The 18607-nt window shown below is 68.7% G+C and carries 19 protein-coding genes and 1 pseudogene; 6 read left to right on the top strand and 14 right to left on the bottom strand.

The features are described from left to right. Positions 1–345: pseudogene (locus I73_RS16775) on the top strand (TRAP transporter large permease subunit); the annotation flags it as partial. A 64-nt stretch (positions 346–409) separates the two neighbouring features. Here I73_RS16775 and I73_RS16770 read toward each other — a convergent pair. From I73_RS16770 to I73_RS16710, 14 genes are all read right to left on the bottom strand, one after another. Then, positions 410–1057 carry a glutathione S-transferase family protein gene (locus I73_RS16770; RefSeq protein WP_022981679.1) on the bottom strand — a complete coding sequence of 216 codons (648 nt, stop codon included), beginning with the start codon at positions 1055–1057 and terminating at the stop codon, positions 410–412. A gap of 49 nt (positions 1058–1106) precedes the next feature. Then, entirely contained in the window at positions 1107–1367 is a 261-nt protein-coding gene (locus tag I73_RS16765) for a DUF1653 domain-containing protein (protein ID WP_022981678.1), read from the bottom strand. Positions 1368–1512: 145 nt separating this feature from the next. Next, entirely contained in the window at positions 1513–2052 is a 540-nt protein-coding gene (locus tag I73_RS16760) for a GNAT family N-acetyltransferase (RefSeq protein ID WP_022981677.1), read from the bottom strand. A 288-nt stretch (positions 2053–2340) separates the two neighbouring features. Then, complete coding sequence (locus I73_RS31000; RefSeq protein ID WP_022981676.1) at positions 2341–2904, bottom strand: DUF2939 domain-containing protein; 564 nt, start codon at positions 2902–2904, stop codon at positions 2341–2343. Positions 2905–2931: 27 nt separating this feature from the next. After that, entirely contained in the window at positions 2932–3453 is a 522-nt protein-coding gene (locus tag I73_RS16750; protein WP_022981675.1) for a cupin domain-containing protein, read from the bottom strand. 74 nt (positions 3454–3527) lie between these two features. After that, a complete protein-coding gene (locus I73_RS16745; protein ID WP_022981674.1) occupies positions 3528–4298 on the bottom strand; it encodes an alpha/beta fold hydrolase in 771 nt (256 codons plus the stop codon). Between the two features lie 75 nt (positions 4299–4373). Further along, positions 4374–4649 carry a DUF2164 domain-containing protein gene (locus tag I73_RS16740; RefSeq protein WP_022981673.1) on the bottom strand — a complete coding sequence of 92 codons (276 nt, stop codon included), beginning with the start codon at positions 4647–4649 and terminating at the stop codon, positions 4374–4376. Positions 4650–4751: 102 nt separating this feature from the next. After that, positions 4752–5147, bottom strand: coding sequence for a hypothetical protein (locus tag I73_RS32710; protein WP_148289823.1), 396 nt, complete (start codon positions 5145–5147; stop codon positions 4752–4754). Positions 5148–5452: 305 nt separating this feature from the next. Beyond that, the gene (locus tag I73_RS33275; protein ID WP_022981672.1) at positions 5453–5590 is read right to left on the bottom strand and encodes a hypothetical protein; all 138 of its coding nucleotides are present in this window, start codon (positions 5588–5590) and stop codon (positions 5453–5455) included. 21 nt (positions 5591–5611) lie between these two features. Beyond that, a complete protein-coding gene (locus tag I73_RS16730) occupies positions 5612–6316 on the bottom strand; it encodes a CTP synthase (protein WP_022981671.1) in 705 nt (234 codons plus the stop codon). Positions 6317–6394: 78 nt separating this feature from the next. Beyond that, positions 6395–7165, bottom strand: coding sequence for a hypothetical protein (locus I73_RS16725; RefSeq protein WP_148289822.1), 771 nt, complete (start codon positions 7163–7165; stop codon positions 6395–6397). A gap of 374 nt (positions 7166–7539) precedes the next feature. Then, a complete protein-coding gene (ureC, locus tag I73_RS16720) occupies positions 7540–9267 on the bottom strand; it encodes an urease subunit alpha (protein WP_022981669.1) in 1728 nt (575 codons plus the stop codon). Between the two features lies 1 nt (position 9268). Next, on the bottom strand, positions 9269–9574 hold the full coding sequence (locus I73_RS16715) for an urease subunit beta (protein ID WP_022981668.1): 306 nt from the start codon (positions 9572–9574) through the stop codon (positions 9269–9271). Positions 9575–9632: 58 nt separating this feature from the next. Continuing rightward, complete coding sequence (locus I73_RS16710) at positions 9633–9935, bottom strand: urease subunit gamma (RefSeq protein WP_022981667.1); 303 nt, start codon at positions 9933–9935, stop codon at positions 9633–9635. Between the two features lie 192 nt (positions 9936–10127). On the opposite strand from I73_RS16710, the gene I73_RS16705 reads away from it, so the two are divergent. The 5 genes from I73_RS16705 to glgA all read left to right on the top strand — a co-directional run. Continuing rightward, positions 10128–11822 carry an alpha-amylase family glycosyl hydrolase gene (locus I73_RS16705; protein ID WP_022981666.1) on the top strand — a complete coding sequence of 565 codons (1695 nt, stop codon included), beginning with the start codon at positions 10128–10130 and terminating at the stop codon, positions 11820–11822. Positions 11823–11840: 18 nt separating this feature from the next. Next, the gene (gene glgB, locus I73_RS16700) at positions 11841–14081 is read left to right on the top strand and encodes a 1,4-alpha-glucan branching protein GlgB (protein ID WP_022981665.1); all 2241 of its coding nucleotides are present in this window, start codon (positions 11841–11843) and stop codon (positions 14079–14081) included. Then, positions 14078–16231: a glycogen debranching protein GlgX gene (glgX, locus tag I73_RS28525; RefSeq protein ID WP_022981664.1), complete on the top strand. Its 2154-nt coding sequence runs from the start codon at positions 14078–14080 to the stop codon at positions 16229–16231. The genes glgB and glgX overlap by 4 nt, the downstream gene beginning before the upstream one ends. Before the next feature lie 20 nt (positions 16232–16251). After that, positions 16252–17517, top strand: a complete 1266-nt coding sequence (gene glgC / locus I73_RS16690; protein WP_022981663.1) for a glucose-1-phosphate adenylyltransferase — start codon at positions 16252–16254, stop codon at positions 17515–17517. A 13-nt stretch (positions 17518–17530) separates the two neighbouring features. After that, positions 17531–18607: glycogen synthase GlgA (glgA, locus tag I73_RS16685; RefSeq protein WP_022981662.1), on the top strand; the 1077-nt coding region annotated here is incomplete at its 3' end.

The following is an 18607-nucleotide window of genomic DNA, read 5'->3' as shown; positions in this document are numbered from 1 at the left end:
CCGGCCTTGATCGACCGGCTGGGCGATGCCCAGCAGGCCGGCGTCTTGCTGCTGCTGGTGCTGCAGGCCAGCTTTCTGTGGCCGCCCATGGGCTATGCGGTGATGCTGGCCCGCCTCCAGGGGCCTTCCATCGGCACCTGGGCGCTGTGGCGCGGCCTGGCGCCCTATCTGGGGGTGCAGGTGCTGTGCATGGCGCTGGTGTTCTGCTGGCCGGCCTCGGTGCACGGGCTGGACGCCGCACCGGCGGCTCAGGCCCCCGGTGCGGCCCCGGCGGCCTCGGCGCCCATGAGCGAAGACGACATCGAGGCGCGCATGCGGGCCATGTCCTCGGGGCAAGCGCCTTGAACAGCTCCGTGGCTCACCGCCGGCAGCGGCGGCTTGCGGGGCTCCAGCCAGCGCATGGCACGGTTCAGCCCTTGGCCTGCAGGGCCTGGCCCAGGGCCTCGTCGAAGGCCTTGGTGGCGGTGTAGGCCGGGCGCTGCACCAGACGCGCGGCGTAGTCCTCGAACTCGGGTCGCTTGGGCAGCGTGCCGAACTGCATGCCCCAGATGAGGTGGGCACCCACGTAGACGTCGGCCGCGGTGAAGCCCGGGCCGGCCACATAGGGGCCCGCGCTGACCGCGCTGGCGATCACTTCCAGGGCACGCTCGTAGCTGCCATAGCCCACCATCACCTCCTGGCGTGGGGTCAGTTCCACCTTGAGTGCGCGGTCCATGATGGCCGCTTCCAACGGCCCGGCCGCGAAGAAGAGCCAGCGGTAATAGGCGGCCCGCTCGGTCGGGGCGGGGGCCAGTCCCGCGGCGGGAAAGGCGTCGGCCAAATAGGCGCAGATGGCGGCGCATTCCGTCACCACCTGCCCACGGTGCACCACGGTGGGCACCTTGCCCAGCGGGTTCAGGGCCAGGTAGTCCGGGGCCTTCATGGTGCTGCCGAAGTCCAGCAGCACATGCCGGTAGGGCGCGCCCACTTCCTCCAGCATCCAGCGCGCGATCTGTCCGCGCGACCAGGGGTGGGTGTAGAGCACGAGGTCGGTGTCGGCGGCGTCGGTCAGTGGCATGGTCTCTCCTGGGCAGAGCGGAGCATGATGCGCGGGCTGCGCATCCGCGTCAAAGCGATTGGGCTGGAGGGGCGGGCTCGTCCAGAGGAGCGAAGCGTGGCTGCCACTGCCCGTCCACCTGGACCTGCTCGACGAACATGGCGTAGGGCCGGACCCACCATCCGCTGGCGTTGTAAAGGGGCCGGTACACCACCAGGGGCGAGAGGTCTTCGCTGTGGCGGGCCAGGCCGATCACTTCGTATTCGCCCCCCTTGTAGTGGCGATAGCGGCCCAGGGTCAGCTGGGGCAGGGCAGGGAGTTCTTCGTTCATGTTGCCTGGTGCGCGGAAGGGATGAATGCTCTCCCTTGAGAACGATGAACACCGCCCTGCGGTGGCCTCGAATTCTTCCGGGCCTTATGGGGGTTTGCTTTGTGGCAGCACCAGGGCCGGCATGCTTGGCGCAGGCACGCGGGCTTCACCGGGGCTGCGAAGGGCTTGAGGCCTCTGTCAGAAAGCGCAGCATGGCCAGTTCCTCCACGGGACGTCCGCCCAGCTCAAAGCGTTGTACGCCGCCCGGCACCTCGGCAAAGCCGGCTGCTTCATAGAAGCGGATGCCGCGGCGATTGCCCCGCAGCACCCACAGGGACACGCTGGCCATGCCCTGCATGCGCAGGGTGTGCAGCGCGCAGTCCATCAGGCGCCGGCCGGCGCCACGTCCCCACACGTCCGGGTGGGCGTAGAGGGCCCAGATCTCCGCGCGGTCCGGCGGCGCGCCCCGGTCCCGGCAAGGGCCATGGCTGAGGAAGGCCTGCACCCGTCCCGCCTCGTCACGGGCCACCCAGGTGCTCGATTCCCCCGCGGCCAGGATGCGCTGCCAGCTCAGCATCCGCTCCTGCACCGAGAGGCCCGCCAGGTAGGCCGCGTCCAGCAGCCCGGCGTAGGCGGCCTGCCAGGACTGCACATGAACGCGGGCCAGGTCCGGGATGTCGGCCTCGGTGGGGGTGTCGATGCGCATGCGGCGGCACCCGTGATTCACGTGCTCCTGAGGATGACCACGGAAGACGCGGACGTATCAACTGAACCTGAGTCCGTTGTCGTGGAGGCAGTGGTGTCCGGCCGCTCCGCCGGTGGGGCCACCAGCCAGGCATTGACCTGAAGCGCGGACGACGGGGCCGCCGGCATGCGCACAGTCAGTTCGGCGACGGGTTGTTGGCGGCCGACGGGGCGGGGGTGGAAGAAGGCTCCGAACATGGTGGACCTGGCCGGTGGCGGGCGATGGGGGAGTGTACGGAGGCCAGCGGCATCAGGGCCGCGTTTGTGGCGGCAGCTCCATGGCCACGAGCTTCCAGTCGGCAAAGCCGCTGCGCTCGAACACCAGGGTCAGGCGCTGGTCCGGGGCGTCCTTCAGGCGATGACCATGGACTTTCAACGTGTTCAGTCCCTCCCGCTCGGATGTCCAGGTGACCGATGGGGACGGGGCGGTGCCGTCGTTCGGGGCGTCATGCCCGGTCCGTGGTCGCAGCTGAGCATCGGTCAGCGCCTGCATCACCATGTCGGGTTGGACCAGAGCGTCGATCAGTCTGTCGCCCAGGGCCATGCCCAGGGTGGTGCCCAGGGCCGCGCCCAGCTGTCCCAAGGCGTCGCGGCTGCCGGCATCGCCGCCGAGCTCGCGTGCCAGCCGGGCCGAGAACTGGCCTTTCAGGCTCTCCCGCAGGCGGGGGTAGTCCACATGGGCGTTCAGGCGCTCGGCGTCATGGGCCTGGGCGGCGGCCTGCATGCTGCGCAGCGCGAGGTAGGGCGAGGCATACCAGTAAATGCCGAGCAGCAAGGCCAGGAGGGCGGCGGCGAGAGGCAGAAGACGACGCATCCGCTGATTCTGAGGCCGATTCTGAGATCAGGCGTCTGCGCTGGGCGTCGACTCCCGCAGCGCATCCGGCAGGCCATCGTGGGGGCCTTGCTCGTGCGCCGGCACGTCGTGCCACCACAGCGCCGGGGGAAGATCCTGCTGGCGGGTGGGGTTGAGCGGGTAGAAGATCCGGTTGCTGGCGCGGGCCACGTCGCCACCCACCAGCAGCAGGGCCTCGCGTTCGCCGTTGTTGATGAAACAGTGCGAGATGCCGGTGCCTGCGGGGAAGGCTGCCAGGTCACCCGCCTTCATCGGGTGGAGGTGCCCATCGATCCAGGCCTGTACCTCGCCCTCGATCACATAGACGAATTCCTCCTCGTCCGATTCGGCATGGGGCCAGGACGAGCGCGTGCCCGGCGGCAGGCGCTGCAGGTTGATGCCGATGCGCTGCAGGCCCGCCGCGGCGCCCAGGCTGCGGGTGGGGCCCATGGCCTCGGTGCTCTGGGGGTAGACGTGGGCGTACTCCGGGAGGCTGTCGGCGGAGACGATGAAGGCGGGGCGGTCGGGCATGGGTTTCTCAGGTGGGTGTCACGCGATGAGGCCCTGGCGGGGGGCCGGATGGCCATTGGTCGGTCAGGGTGCCTTCAGGAGGCCTCCTGTTCCGCCAGAAAGCTGTTGATGCGCGAAGCCAGGAAGACGGGCGTCTCCAGCATCGGGTAGTGGCCTGCGTTGCTCACCTGTTCAAAGCGCACGTTCGGGTAACAGGCGCCGAAGCTGCGGCGCAGCGCATCCTCCCGGTACACCGGGATGTCGTGCTCGCCGTGCAGCACCAGCATGGGCGTGGGCCAGCCCTGCATGTCGCGCTGGAAGTCGGTACCGGTGAACATCTGCAGGTAGCCGATGCGCGCCGGCTCGGTGGAGCGCTGGCGCGACTTGTTCAGCTTGAAGTCCAGCCACGGGCGGGTGTGGCGGTGGCCGGTGCGCGCGGCAATGGCTGCGCGCGCGGCATCGTCCTCGGTGGCCACGGCCCGCAGTTGCGCCCGTGTCGCGTCATCGGCCGGGAAGCCTGCGGCAAAGACGGGCGTGATGGCGACCAGGGAGCGGACCCGGGTGGGTGCCAGCCAGGCGATGCGCTGGGCGATCAGGGCCGACATGGAGTGGCCGATCAGGTGGAAGCGCGGCGCCTCCAGCGCGTCGGCCAAGGCCAGGATGTCCTGGCAGGCCTCGTCGAGGGTGTGGTCACCCGCCTGCGCCATGGACCGACCATAGCCCCGGAGGTCGGCAAAGCAGAAGCGATGCGCCGCGGTGTCCAGGTAGGGGTGCAGCGCGTCGTAGTTGCTGCTGTCGCCCAGCCATTCGTGCATGACCACCACCGGCGAAGGACCGGAACCGAGCAGGGTGTGGCCGAGCAGCATGGGGCGTATGCGGTCAGGGGGTGGAAAGGGGTGCGGCGATTTTCAAGGACAGATCATGGCCGGCGCATCGAAGTCTCACCGCCGGCCTTTGACCTCGCGGTCGAACTTGCGCCAGTACTGGAACTCGTCCTCGTGGATCTCGATGTCCAGCTCCATCACCCGGGCCTGCAGCCGCTCCTGGACATCCGCGACCGCCTGGTTGTAGATCGTGGGGCCGATCTCCTCCAGAAAAAAGCCGAGCAGGGCACCCGCCGCGATGTTGCCGATGCGCTCGTCCATGTTCTCCTGGAAGTAGCGCTCGATGGAGGCGATCGCCTCCTTGCGTGCGTCCTTGTTCAGCGCGATGGTCATGTGGGGCTTCCTGGGACAGGGGGAAAGGAGCGTCGGGTCGATCCGGCGGCAGTACGTGCTTCACGCATGCTCGTGAGCATACGGGCCCCTTGCCGTCTTGATCTATCGAGATTCGGCGGCGCTCGATGATTGCGTTGAGACCCTGTTCAGGTCGGTGAGTCCGAATAACGCGGTGCCTTCATCAACCTGTTCGAGGGTCACGCTGTTGCTTCCGCTACTGGTGCCCCCCATGGGGATCAAGATCAGCGCGCCGCGAACCTGCAAGGGCAGGTTGAATCTGCTCGGAGTCGGCTGATCGGTGTGCCACACCGCGACAAAGTACCGCTGATCCGCCGTTGTTTCAAAGCTCGATCCAGAGTTCCAGAGAGCGGGCTCACCGGCAGATGGAGACAGTTTGAGACGGTGTTTTCCTGATGCAAGGGGGATGACGATGTAGCTTGCATGAGGGAGGTGAGCAATGGTTACCCCATCCAATGAGATCTCCGGTGAGTCGCTCATGCGTATCTGATCGATCTGAGGCCGAAAGAGATAGAGCAGAGCCTGCCCTCGGGCCGGCGTTTCGAGTTGAGGAGGCGGACTGGGGGGGCGAGATGGGGGGCTGGAGCAGCCTGTGATCTGCAGTGCGACCAGGGCTGCCAGTGCAAGGTGTCTCATGTTTGGGGGCCGTCTCCATAGGAGGTGTGGGCTGAGGCAGCGGGGAAGAGACCAGAGGCGGACAGGTCGGCCGTGGTGAGGAACACGTCGGAAGACGTGTGCTCAGGTTTCGAATCGGAAAGGCCCGAGGTCAATTCGCCACATCCTCCTCAGAACAAGAAATACCGCTGCGCCATCGGCAGCACCGTGGCCTTGTGCCGGTTCACCCAGTCGATGTGCGCCTGCAACTGCTCGGCGCGCAGCGCGCCCTGGCCGGGCTTGTCGGTGAAGAGAACGGCGAACAGCATGGGGTCCATCCTCGCCAACGGTCACGCAGAGGCCGAGCCGGCGCAGGCCTGTAGGAAGGCCTTTACCAGCGGTGGCACCTGACCGACAAGCGCTGCACGCTCGGGTTGGAACAAGGTGGCCACGAAGAAGGGGTGGCCCTCCAGCTCGATGGCACGGACTTCACCGGTCTCGTCGTGGGCGGTCGCGCGCAGCGGCCCCGCCGTCAGCTGCGCCTGAAAGTCCGGGTTCAGCCCATAGCGGCAGTGGTAGCCCTCGGTGGCTTGGCTTGCGCCATAAGCAGCGGCCATGCGGCTGCCGGGTGTCAGTCGGACCTGGTTTGTGGTGTCGACCAGGGCACAGGCGAGGGGGGCGATCACCCAGCGGGCGGCGTCCGAGGCCGTTTCACCGTGGTCGGCATCGGTCCAATCCAGCACGTGGCGGGCGTACTCCACCACCGCGTGCTGGAACCCGCCACAGGTGCCCAGAAAGGGCGTGCCGCTTTCGCGCGCATGGCGAATGCCCAACAGGGCACCGTCCATGCTCTGATAGGGGCTGCCGGGCACGCACCACAGTCCATCCAGGTGGCTCAGTGGCTCCGGCGAGGTGATGGCTTCGGTGGGCAGCCACTCGAAGCGGACAGGCATTCCTGTGGCTTCCGTCGCCAGGGCCAGGGCTCCCGGAATGGCCCGGTGCGCGACGATGTCGTCGTTGCGGTCACCGATCAGCCCAATGCGTCGTGGGGTCATGTCTGGAATCCTGCAGTGTTCACGCCACTGCGCCGCCAACTGTGGCTGTATCAAGTGTGGCTGATTTCCAGGTCTTGATCAACGATCAGATATTTGCTTCAAAGCCGGGTCGCGGAAGCGTTGAGAAACCTCTTGCTGAGCCTCCACTTGTGTGGCGAAGTCGGCATCCAAGGGCATGTATTTGAATATTTTGTTGTTCCAGAATATTTTGAATCGATCGAATTTTCGGGATCGAAATATTCCGCGCCGACTTCTTCCGAATTCGCTGTAGCGGTCCCCGATGAATTCTCGATGGATGTGTGTGAAAGGTAGAATATTCTCGGCAATATCGGATATTTTTTCAGATTCGTGCCGCCTCTTGAAATCCTTCATTGCCTGGAACTGATCCCGGCAGATGACTTGAATGGCTGTTTCCGGAAACTGGTAGTGCTGGGACCACATCACATGCCAGCCGGTGGTGATGTTGTTCAAGAGGTCGACGATGCGCCCGCTGAGCAGGAAAGCATCCGATTCGATGTGAATGATTTTGTCCGCGCCAAGATAATCTGCCAGTTCTGCGGACTTCAGGAAGCTTCGCCACCAGCCGGGGTAATCTATCAGACTGCTTCGCCCCAGCCGATTCTTGAACCTGTAAAGTAGGGTGCCGCTGTAATCTTTTGGTAGAGAGGAATCTTCCAAGGCGATGGTAAGGTCGTGATCCGCGGGTGTGTAGGTCGCGCCATCGTCGATCATGAGGATGATGTCTGAATGGAGGTGGCTGGATCGGTAGTAATTCAGCCACCTCTTGTATCTGGTCTTCCAGGATTTTGGTGTATTAATGTAGCTTGTGCAGAAGAGGATGGTCTTCATTTTGGTTTTGTGCTGAAAATGACCATCCAGGACCAGGTGCGCGATTCAGGCTCATGGGGAGATGACGCCAGCCAGTGCCACGACCACAACGGACAGTCCGACAAGTTTCATGTCAGGACTGTAAGGCGGAAACCATGCGTTTTCGCATTGCTGTTGCCGCCGTGTGAATCGCCTTCCGCTGCTGGCCCCCTCATGGAGGGCTTGGCCCGTCTGCGGCATCAGACCCAGCACAACACCGATTGGACGGGCATCGGCAGGGAGGACGGTTGACCTTCAGGACAGCCGACACCGAGTGCCGGGCAGGCCTGCCGAGGTCAAATGCCTGCTGGGCATGAGGCGGGGGGGCGTGAGTCGGCCGCCCCCTTGTGGGCCTCTTAAAACAAGAAATACCGCTGCGCCATCGGCAGCACCGTGGCCGGCTCGCAGGTCAGCAGCTGGCCATCGGCGCGCACGGCGTAGGTCTGGGCGTCGATCTCCATCACCGGGGCGTAGTGGTTGTGCACCATGCCGGCCTTGTTGATGCTGCGGCAGCCCTTCACGGCGGCCAGGTGCTTGTGCAGGCCGTAGCCCTCGGCGGCGCCGTTCTTCAGCGCCGCCTGGCTGACGAAGGTGAGCGAGCCGCGCGAGAGGGCGCCGCCGAAGGCGCCGAACTGCGGGCGGTAGTGCACCGGCTGCGGGGTGGGGATGCTGGCGTTGGGGTCGCCCATGGCGGCCATGGCGATGAAGCCGCCCTTGAGCACCAGGCTGGGCTTGACGCCGAAGAAGGCCGGCTTCCAGAACACCAGGTCGGCCCACTTGCCCACGGCCACGCTGCCCACCTCGTGGCCGATGCCATGGGCCAGCGCGGGGTTGATGGTCAGCTTGGCGATGTAGCGCTTGAGCCGGGCGTTGTCGCTGCGGGCGGGGTCATCCGGCAATTTGCCGCGCTGGGCCTTCATCTTGTGGGCCGTCTGCCAGCAGCGGATGATCACCTCGCCGACCCGGCCCATGGCCTGGCTGTCGGAGCTGAACATGCTGATCGCGCCCAGGTCGTGCAGGATGTCCTCGGCGGCGATGGTCTCGCGGCGGATGCGGCTCTCGGCAAAGGCCAGATCCTCGGCGATCGACGCATCGAGGTGGTGGCACACCATCAGCATGTCCAGGTGCTCGTCCAGCGTGTTGACCGTGAACGGGCGCGTGGGGTTGGTGGAGCTGGGCAGCACATTGGCCTCGCCCACCACCCTCATGATGTCCGGCGCGTGGCCGCCGCCCGCGCCCTCGGTGTGGAAGCTGTGGATGGTGCGGCCCTTGAAGGCGGCGATGGTGTCCTCCACGAAGCCGCTCTCGTTGAGCGTGTCGGTGTGGATGGCCACCTGCACGTCGGTCTCTTCCGCCACGCTCAGGCAGCAGTCGATGGCCGCCGGGGTGGTGCCCCAGTCCTCGTGCAGCTTCAGGCCGATGGCGCCGGCCTCCACCTGCTGGCGCAGGGCCTCGGGCCGGCTGGCGTTGCCCTTGCCCAGGAAGCCCAGGTTCATCGGGAAGGCGTCGGCCGCCTCCAGCATGCGGCGCAGGTTCTCCGGCCCCGGGGTGCAGGTGGTGGCGAAGGTGCCGGTGGCCGGGCCGGTGCCGCCACCGATCATGGTGGTCACGCCGCTGGCCAGGGCCTCCTCGATCTGCTGCGGGCAGATGAAGTGGATGTGGGTGTCGATGGCGCCAGCGGTGACGATCATGCCCTCACCGGCGATGATCTCGGTGCCCGGGCCGATGACGATGTCCACGCCCGGCTGCACGTCGGGGTTGCCGGCCTTGCCGATGGCCACGATGCGCTGGCCCTTGATGCCGATGTCGGCCTTGACGATGCCCCAGTGGTCCAGGATGACGGCGTTGGTGACCACGCAGTCGCAGGCCTCGTGCGGGCCGGGGCCGTTGACGACCTGGCTCTGGCCCATGCCGTCGCGGATGGTCTTGCCGCCGCCGAACTTCACTTCCTCGCCGTAGCCGCCGGCCTTCAGGGTGAAGTCCTGCTCGACTTCCAGGATCAGGTCGGTGTCGGCCAGGCGCAGGCGGTCGCCCACGGTGGGGCCGAACATTTCGGCGTAGGCGCGTTTGCCCAGGGTGCTCATGTCAGAGGGCTCCTTGCACGAGGCCGCGGAAGCCGTAGACGGTGCGGCTGCCGGCGTAGTCCACCAGTTCCACAGTGCGCTGCTGGCCGGGCTCGAAGCGCACGGCCGTGCCGCTGGCGATGTTCAAGCGCATGCCGCGGGCGGCCTCGCGGTCGAAGCGCAGGCCGGCATTGGTTTCGGCAAAGTGGTAGTGCGAGCCGACCTGGATGGGCCGGTCGCTGGCGTTTTCCACCACCAGGGTGAGGGTGCGGCGGCCGGGGTTGACCTCCAGCTCGCCATCGTCGGTGATGAGTTCTCCAGGGATCATGGTGTGGGGCGAAGAAGTGGGGGGAGGGCGCGCACCGCCAGGGTGCGCGGGCCGTCGGTCAGGCGATGGGCTGGTGCACGGTGACCAGCTTGGTGCCATCGGGGAAGGTGGCCTCCACCTGGATCTCGGGGATCATCTCGGCCACGCCGTCCATCACCTGGCTGCGCTGCAGCACGGTCTTGCCTTCGCTCATCAGGGCGGCCACGGTCTTGCCGTCGCGGGCGCCTTCCATGATGGCGGCGGTGATCAGGGCCACGGCCTCGGGGTAGTTGAGCTTCAGGCCCCGGGCCAGGCGGCGCTCGGCCAGCAGGGCGGCGGTGAAGATCAGCAGCTTGTCTTTCTCGCGGGGGGTCAGTTCCATCCGGTTCTCCAGCGGCCGGGCGCGGCGCGCGCAGCCATCGGGCCAGTATCCAGCAAGCGGGGTGCCATGGGAAAGCCGATCACCAGCGCGGTGCATCTCTGCCACGCCGGGGCTTGGTGCTGTCACGGGCCTGAGGCAAGATCGGTCTGTCCGGGCCATCCGGATGTTCCCTGAGCCCGGAAAGGACCGCGCATGCCAGCCCCCACCGCCGTCGCCCCCACCGTCCCCACGGCCGGGCGGGCGGCGCGCGAGGACTGGTGGCGTGGCGCGGTCATCTACCAGATCTACCCCCGCAGCTTCGCCGACAGCAACAACGATGGCGTGGGGGATCTGCGCGGCATCACCGCCCACCTGCCCTATGTGGCCCACCTGGGGGTCGATGCGGTCTGGATCTCGCCCTTCTTCAAGTCGCCGATGGCCGACTTCGGCTACGACGTGGCCGACTACCGCCAGGTGGACCCGCTGTTCGGCACCCTGGCCGATTTCGACGCCCTGATCGCCCAGGCCCATGCGCTGGGGCTGAAGGTGATGATCGACCAGGTGCTCTCCCACACCTCCACCGAGCACGCCTGGTTCCAGGACAGCCGCTCCAGCCGCGACCACCCCCGGGCCGACTGGTATGTCTGGGCCGACCCCCAGCCCGACGGCACGCCGCCCAACAACTGGCTGAGCGTCTTCGGCGGCCCGGCCTGGCAGTGGGACAGCCAGCGCCGGCAGTACTACCTGCACAGCTTCCTGGCCAGCCAGGCCGACCTGAACTTTCACCACCCCGACGTGCAGGAGGCCCTGCTCGGCGAGGTGCGCTTCTGGTGCGAACGCGGGGTGGACGGCTTTCGCTTCGACGCCTGCAACCACCAGTTCCACGACCGGGCGCTGCGCAGCAACCCGCCCGCCACGGCCGACGAGCAGGCCGGCGTCAGCACCGTGCGGCCGGACAACCCCTACGCCATGCAGCGCCACCTGCACGACAAGACCCAGCCGGAGAACCTGGTCTTCCTGGAGCGCTTGAGGGCCGTGCTGGACGAGTTCGGCGCCGCCAGCATCGGCGAGGTGGGCGACGAGCACCCGCTGCCGGTGATGGCTGACTACACCGAGGCCGGCAAGCGCCTGCACATGGCCTACAGCTTTGCCTTGCTCACACCCGAAGCCTCGGGCATCCACATCCGCGAACAGGTGCAGGGGCTGGAGGCCGAGCTGGCCCGCACCGGCGGCTGGGGCTGCTGGGCCTTGTCCAACCACGACGTGCCCCGGGTGGCCACCCGCTGGGCCCCGCACGGCCAGCCCGACGATGCGCTCTCGGTCACCCTGCTGGCCCTGCTGCTCACGCTCAAGGGCAGCGTCTGCCTGTACCAGGGCGAGGAACTGGGCTTGCCCGAGGCCGACATCCCCTTTGAGCGTCTGCAGGACCCGTATGGCAAGGCCTTCTGGCCGCGCTTCAAGGGCCGCGACGGCTGCCGCACGCCCATGCCCTGGTGGCGCGACGCCCTGAATGCTGGCTTCAACACCGGCGCCGAGCCCTGGCTGCCTCTGGGCCAGGGCCATGCACTGCGGGCCGTGGACGTGCAGGAGGCCGACCCGGCCAGCGTGCTGGCCCAGGCGCGGGCCCTGCTGGCCTGGCGTGGCCGCAGCGCGGTGCTGCGCCAGGGCGAGATCCACTTCCACCATGCCCCCGGCCGGCAGGCCCTGTTGTTCGAGCGGCGACTGCCCGGCCACGCCCCCATCGTGCTGGCCTTCAATCTCGGCGGGCGCGCCCTGGACCTGGCCTTGCCCGACACCCTGGGAGGGCTGTCGGCGCTGCCCGGGGCCCCGCTGCCCGCCGCCCAGCTCAGCCCCGATGGACGCGGCTGGCACCTGCCCGCACACAGCGCGGCCGTGGCCACCCGTTGATTGCCTGAAAGCCCCCGCATGCCGCCCCTCGCCCAAGGAACTCCGCACGGCGCGCCCGACCCGGCCACCGTCCAGGCCCTGCAGAATGCCGAGCACGGGGATCCCTTCTCGGTCCTGGGCCCGCACACCGACCGCGAGGGCACGGCGCTGCGGGTGCTGCTGCCGGGGGCCCGCCAGGTGGCCGTCACCGACGCCGAGGACCGCTGGGTGGCCGAACTGGCCCAGGTGCCCGGCTCGGACCTGTGGTGCGTCCAGCTGCCCCGGCTGCCGGGCACCTACCGCCTGCGGGTGGACTGGGGCCAGGGGCCGGTCACGATGGAGGACGCCTACCGCTTCGACAGCCAGCTGCGCGGCGCCGAGCTGTGGTGGCTGGCCGAAGGCACCCACCTGCGCCCCTACGAGGCCCTGGGCGCCCACCCCCTGGTGGTGGAGGGCGTGGCCGGCGTGCGTTTTGCCGTCTGGGCACCCTCGGCCATGCGGGTGTCGGTGGTGGGCAGCTTCAACCAGTGGGATGGCCGCCGCCACCCCATGCGCCTGCACCCGGGGGCGGGCATCTGGGACCTCTTCGTGCCCCATGCGGCCGAGGGCGATTACTACCGCTTCGAGGTGCTGGGCCGCGACGGCGTGATGCGCCAGAAGGCCGACCCCTACGCCAACCGGGCCGAGCTGCGACCGGGCACCGCCTGCATCGTGCAGCGCCTGCCCGCGGGTGTGCCGCACGACGCCGCGCGGGCGCAGGCCAATGCGCTGGATGCCCCGATCAGCATCTACGAGGTGCACCTGGGCTCCTGGCGGCGCGGGCCGGACGGCCGCTGGCTGAGCTACACCGAGCTGGCCGAGCAGCTCATCCCCTACGCAGTGGAGATGGGCTTCACCCACCTGGAGCTGATGCCGGTGCAGGAGCACCCCTTCGACGGCTCCTGGGGCTACCAGCCGGTGGGCCTGTTCGCGCCCACCGCGCGCTTCGGCCGGCCCGAGGAATTCAAGGCCTTCGTCGACGCGGCCCATGCAGCGGGCCTGGGCGTCATCCTGGACTGGGTGCCGGCCCACTTTCCCACCGACGAACACGGGCTGGCCTGGTTCGACGGTACCTGCCTGTACGAGCACCAGGACAAACGCGAGGGCTACCACCCTGACTGGAACACCCTGATCTACAACTACGGCCGGGTGGAGGTGCGCAACTTCCTGATCGGCAATGCGCTGTACTGGATCGAGCGCTTCGGCATCGACGGCCTGCGGGTGGACGCCGTGGCCTCCATGCTCTACCGCGACTACAGCCGCCGCGAGGGCGAGTGGATTCCCAACCGCTGGGGCGGGCGAGAGAACCTGGAGGCCATCGAGTTCCTGCGCCGGCTCAACCGCACCATCGGCATCGAACGCCCCGGCGCGATGATGATCGCCGAGGAGTCCACGGCGTTCCCTGGCGTGACGAAACCGCCGTCCGACGATGTCCAGTCCGGCGGCCTGGGCTTTCACTTCAAGTGGAACATGGGCTGGATGAACGACACGCTGCGCTACCTGGCGCGCGAGCCCATCCACCGCCGTTGGCACCAGGACGAACTGCGCTTCTCGCTGATGTACGCCTTCAGCGAGAACTTCATGCTGCCGCTTTCGCACGACGAGGTGGTGCACGGCAAGGGCTCGCTGGTGGCCAAGATGCCGGGCGACACCTGGCAGCGCTTTGCCACGCTGCGCGCCGCCTATGGCTGGATGTGGGGCCACCCCGGCAAGAAGCTGCTGTTCATGGGCAACGAGTTCGGGCCCTGGGAAGAGTGGAACGCCGAAGCCGGCCTGCCCTGGCAGTTGCTGGGCCACGCGCCGCACGCCGGCCTGCAGCGCCTGGTGCGCGACCTGAACCTGGTGCTGCGCCACCATCCGGCGCTGTACCGGCTGGACCACGACTCGGCCGGCTTCCAGTGGCTGCGCCATGACGATGCCGCCCACTCGGTGCTGGCCTGCGAGCGGCGTGCCGTGCCGGGCGCGACCGATGGGCAGCGGGTGGTCGTCATCGCCCACTTCACACCCGATGTGGCCCATGGCTACCGCCTGGGCCTGCCGCCACTGCCGGCCGGCCAGCGCTGGACGCTGCTGATCAACACCGACGACGTGGTCTATGGCGGCAGCGGCGTCTCGCCCGGGCCGCTGGTGGTGGAGGACGTGCCCAGCGACGGCTGGCCGACCTCGGTGCGGCTGACGCTGCCGCCACTGGCCACGGTGATGCTGGTGCCCGGCGAGGCCGGGCAAGGGGCGCCGGGGTGAGCCCACGCCACGCCGAGCCGCAGCCCACCCTGCCACCGGGCGACCCCCATCACCTGGGCGCCCACCCGGTGGCCGGTGGCGTGCAGTTCGCCGTCTGGGCGCCGGAGGCCGAGGCCGTCTGGCTGTGCCTGTTCGACGACAGCGGCCACCAGGAACTGCAGCGCCTGCCCGTGCCCCATGTCCACCTGGGCATCTGGCACGCCACCGTGCCCGGCGTGGGCGCGGGCCAGGTCTATGGCTGGCGGGTGGCCGGCCCCTGGCAGCCGGCGCAAGGCCTGCGCTTCAACCCCCAGCGCCTGCTGCTGGACCCCTACGCCCATGCGGTGGTGGGCCGCTATGCCGGTGCGCTGGACCGCTACCTGGACTTCGACCCGGCCGATCCGCGCCGGCCCCATCCGCAGGACAACGGCGACATCGCCCTCAAGGCCCGCGTTCAGGCGCCGGCCCGCGCGCCGGTGGTGGACGTGCCGCCGGTGCCGCTGGGCCACCGGGTGGTGGCCGAGGTGCATGTGCGCAGCGCCACGGCCCTGCACCCCGAGGTGCCCCAGGCCCTGCGCGGCACCTACGCCGGCCTGGCCCATCCGGCCTTGATCGCCCACTGGAAGCAGCTGGGTGTGACCACGCTGGAGCTGATGCCGGTGCAGGCCCGGGCCGACGAGGCCCGGCTGCAGCGCCAGGGCCTGTCCAACCACTGGGGCTACACGCCCATCGGCTTCATGGCGCCGGAGCCGCGCTATGCCAGCGGGCAGGGCGGGCTGAGCGCGGCCGAGGAGCTGCGTCAGGCCATCGCCACGCTGCGCCGGGCCGGCTTCGAGGTGGTGCTGGACATGGTCTTCAACCACAGCGCTGAAACCGACCTGCAGGGCCCCTGCCTGAGCCTCAAGGGCCTGGCCAACCGCCACTGGTACCGCCACGACCCGAAGCAGCCCGGCGCCTACCTGGACTGGAGCGGCTGCGGCAACACCCTGAACCTGGGCGAGCCCATGGTGCTGCGCATGGTCATCGACGCGCTGCGTCACTGGGTGCAGAGCTATGGAGTGGATGGCTTCCGCTTCGACCTGGCTCCGGCGCTGGGCCGGGACGACCAGGGCCGCTACAGCGCGGGTGCGGCCTTCTTCGCGGCCTGGCAGACCGACCCGGTGCTGCGGCGCTGCCTGATGATCGCCGAGCCCTGGGACCTGGGGCCCGAGGGCTACCAGCTGGGCCATTTCCCGGTCGGCTGGTTCGAATGGAACGACCAGGCCCGCGATGGCTGGCGCGCCTATTGGCTGCGCCCCGAGGACCGGCGGGCCGACCGGGCCGAGCTGGCCAACCGCGTGGCCGGCTCCAGCGACCGCTTCCGCCACGATCCCAAGCGCCCGCGCCGCCCGGCCGCCAGCCTGAACTTCATCACCGCGCACGATGGCTTCACCCTGCGTGATCTGCTGAGCTACAGCCAGCGCCACAACCTGGCCAATGGCGAGGGCAACCGCGATGGCCACGCCGAGAACCTGAGCTGCAACTGCGGCACCGAAGGCCCCAGCCACGACCCGGCGGTGCTGGCGCTGCGCGGGCGCTTGCAGCGGGCGCTGCTGGCCACGCTGCTGCTCTCGCGCGGCACGCCCATGCTGCTGATGGGCGATGAGCTGGGCCACAGCCAGCAGGGCAACAACAACGCCTACTGCCAGGACAGCGCACTGACCTGGCTGGACTGGACCGCGCCCGAGAGCCGCAGCCTGGCGGTCTTCATCGCCCGGCTGACGCGGCTGCGCCGCTGCGACACCGCCTTGCGCGGCGACCTCTGGCTGCACGGCCGGCCCGGCCCCGACGGCCTGCCCGACGTGCGCTGGCTGCGCCCGGATGGCATCCCGCTGGCCGCGGCCGACTGGCACGACCTGCAGGACCGGGCCCTGATGATGCAGCTGGCCCCGCCGGGGGCGGACCATGAATCCCTGCTGCTGTTCAACCCGGACGGAGCGGACCGCGTGTTCACCCTGCCGCCACTGAGCCGGGGGCCGGTCTGGATCGGCCGCCTGGACAGCCACCACGCCCTGGGCCAGCCGCCCGAGGGCCCGCACCCGCCCGGCCCCTTCACGGTGCCCGCCCACAGCGTGCAGCTGCTGTGCAGCCACGCCCTGACCGAGACCACCGCCCACGGTGGCCTGACCTGACCTTCCTGGAGACACACGAGATGGACCTCAACCGCAGTGCCGAGACCCGCTGGCTGGCCCGGCGCACCATGGCGCTGGTGCTGGCCGGCGGGCGTGGCTCGCGCCTGATGAACCTCACCGACAACCGGGCCAAGCCGGCGGTGCACTTCGGTGGCAAGTTCCGCATCATCGACTTCGCGCTGTCCAACTGCGTGAACTCGGGCTTTCGCCGCATCGGCGTGGTCACGCAGTACAAGTCGCATTCGCTGCTGCGCCACCTGCAGCGCGGCTGGAGCTTCATGCGCAGCGAGATGGGCGACTTCGTCGACCTGCTGCCGGCCCAGCAGCGCGTCAACGAGGTGGACTGGTACCGCGGCACGGCCGACGCCGTCTGGCAGAACCTGGACATCGTGCGCGACATGCAGCCGCAGTACGTCGTCATCCTGGCAGGCGACCATGTCTACAAGATGGACTACTCCATCATGCTGGCCGACCATGTGGCCAGAGGGCGCGGCGTCACCGTGGGCTGCATCGAGGTGCCCCGCCCGGAGGCCACCGGCTTCGGCGTGATGGCGGTGGACGAGCAGCGCCACATCACCAGCTTCGTCGAGAAGCCGGCCGATCCCCCGCCCATGCCGGGCAACCCGGCGGTCTCGCTGGCCAGCATGGGCATCTACATCTTCAACGCCGACTACCTCTACCGCCTGCTCGACGAGGATGCGAACGATCCTGGCTCGGACCACGATTTCGGCAAGGACCTCATCCCCAAGGCCGTGAGCGAGGGCCAGGCCCTGGCGCACCCGTTCTCGATGTCGGCCATCGCCAACCCGCCGTACTCGCGGGCCTACTGGCGCGACGTGGGCACGGTGGACGCCTACTGGGCGGCCAACCTGGATTTGGCCTCCACCACGCCGGAGCTGAACATGTACGACCGGGACTGGCCGGTCTGGACCTACCAGGAGCAGCTGCCGCCGGCCAAGTTCGTGCACAACCAGGACGGCCGCCGCGGCGAGGCCATCGACTCGCTGGTGTCGGGCGGCTGCATCGTCTCCGGGGCCACGGTGCTGAACTCGGTGCTGTTCTCCAATGTGCTGATACGCTCCTACAGCCAGCTGGAGCGCACCGTGGTGCTGCCCGATGTGCAGGTCAACCGTCACTGCCGCATCCGCAATGCGGTGATCGACCGCCGCTGCAAGCTGCCTGAAGGCCTGGTGGTCGGCGAGGACGCGGAGCTGGACGCCAAGCGCTTCTACCGCAGCCCCGGTGGCGTGGTGCTGGTCACCCGCGCCATGCTGGACAAGCTCTGAAGAAGGAGGGCGCATGCGCGTCTTGCAGGTCTGTGCCGAGATTTTTCCCCTGCTGAAGACTGGCGGGTTGGCCGATGTGGCCGGTGCCTTGCCGGCTGCGCTTCAGGGGGCGGGTGTGGAGGTGCGGGTGCTGCTGCCCGGCTTCGAGGCGGTGATGGCGGGTTTGAAGGACCCGGTGATGGTGGGCGAGCTGGGCCCGCATGCCGCCGTGCCCGGAGCCCGTCTGCTCTATGGCGAGCTGCCGGCGGTGGGCTGCTGGGCCTACGTGATCGACGCCCCGACGCTGTACCAGCGCCCCGGCGGGCCCTATGCCGATGCGCAGCAGCAGCCCTATGCCGACAACCACCTGCGCTTTGCCCGGCTGGGCTGGGCCGCGGCCGAGCTGGCGGGCGGGGTCGACGCCTACTGGCGGCCCGAGCTGGTGCATGCCCACGACTGGCACGCCGCGCTGGCACCGGCCTGCATGAAGGCCATGGGCGTGCCGGCGGCCTCGGTCTTCACCATCCACAACCTGGCCTACCAGGGCAGTTTCGACGCCCGGCACTTCGGCGAACTGGGCCTGCCGCTGCACTTCTACAGTCCGGAGGGCCTGGAGTTCCACGGTGCGTTGAACTTCATGAAGGCCGGCCTGTTCTATGCCGACCGCATCAGCACCGTCAGCCCCAGCTATGCCCGGGAGATCCAGTCGCCCGAGCAGGGCATGGGGCTGGATGGCCTGCTGCGCCGGCGCAGCGCGGTGCTGCACGGCATCCTGAACGGCGTGGACGACGCGGTGTGGAACCCGGCCCCGGGACCCGCTGATCGCCGCGCCCTTCGACGGCCTGAAGCTGGGCGGCAGGCCCGCAACAAGGCGGCGCTGCAGAAGTTGCTGGGCCTGGCCCCGGTGCCCGATGTGCCGCTGTTCGTGGTGGTCAGCCGCCTGACCGAGCAGAAGGGCCTGCATTTGGTGCTGGAGACCCTGCCCAAGCTGGCCGCCCGCGGCGGCCAGTTCGCCCTGCTGGGCAGCGGGGATGTCGGCATGGAAGCTGCATTCCGCGATCTGGCCAGCCGCTGGCCCGATTCGGTGGGGGTGCGCATCGGTTACGACGAG

The organism is Ideonella sp. B508-1 (assembly GCF_000333615.1).
Classification (GTDB): domain Bacteria; phylum Pseudomonadota; class Gammaproteobacteria; order Burkholderiales; family Burkholderiaceae_C; genus Ideonella.
This window is presented reverse-complemented; position numbering and strand designations above follow the sequence as displayed.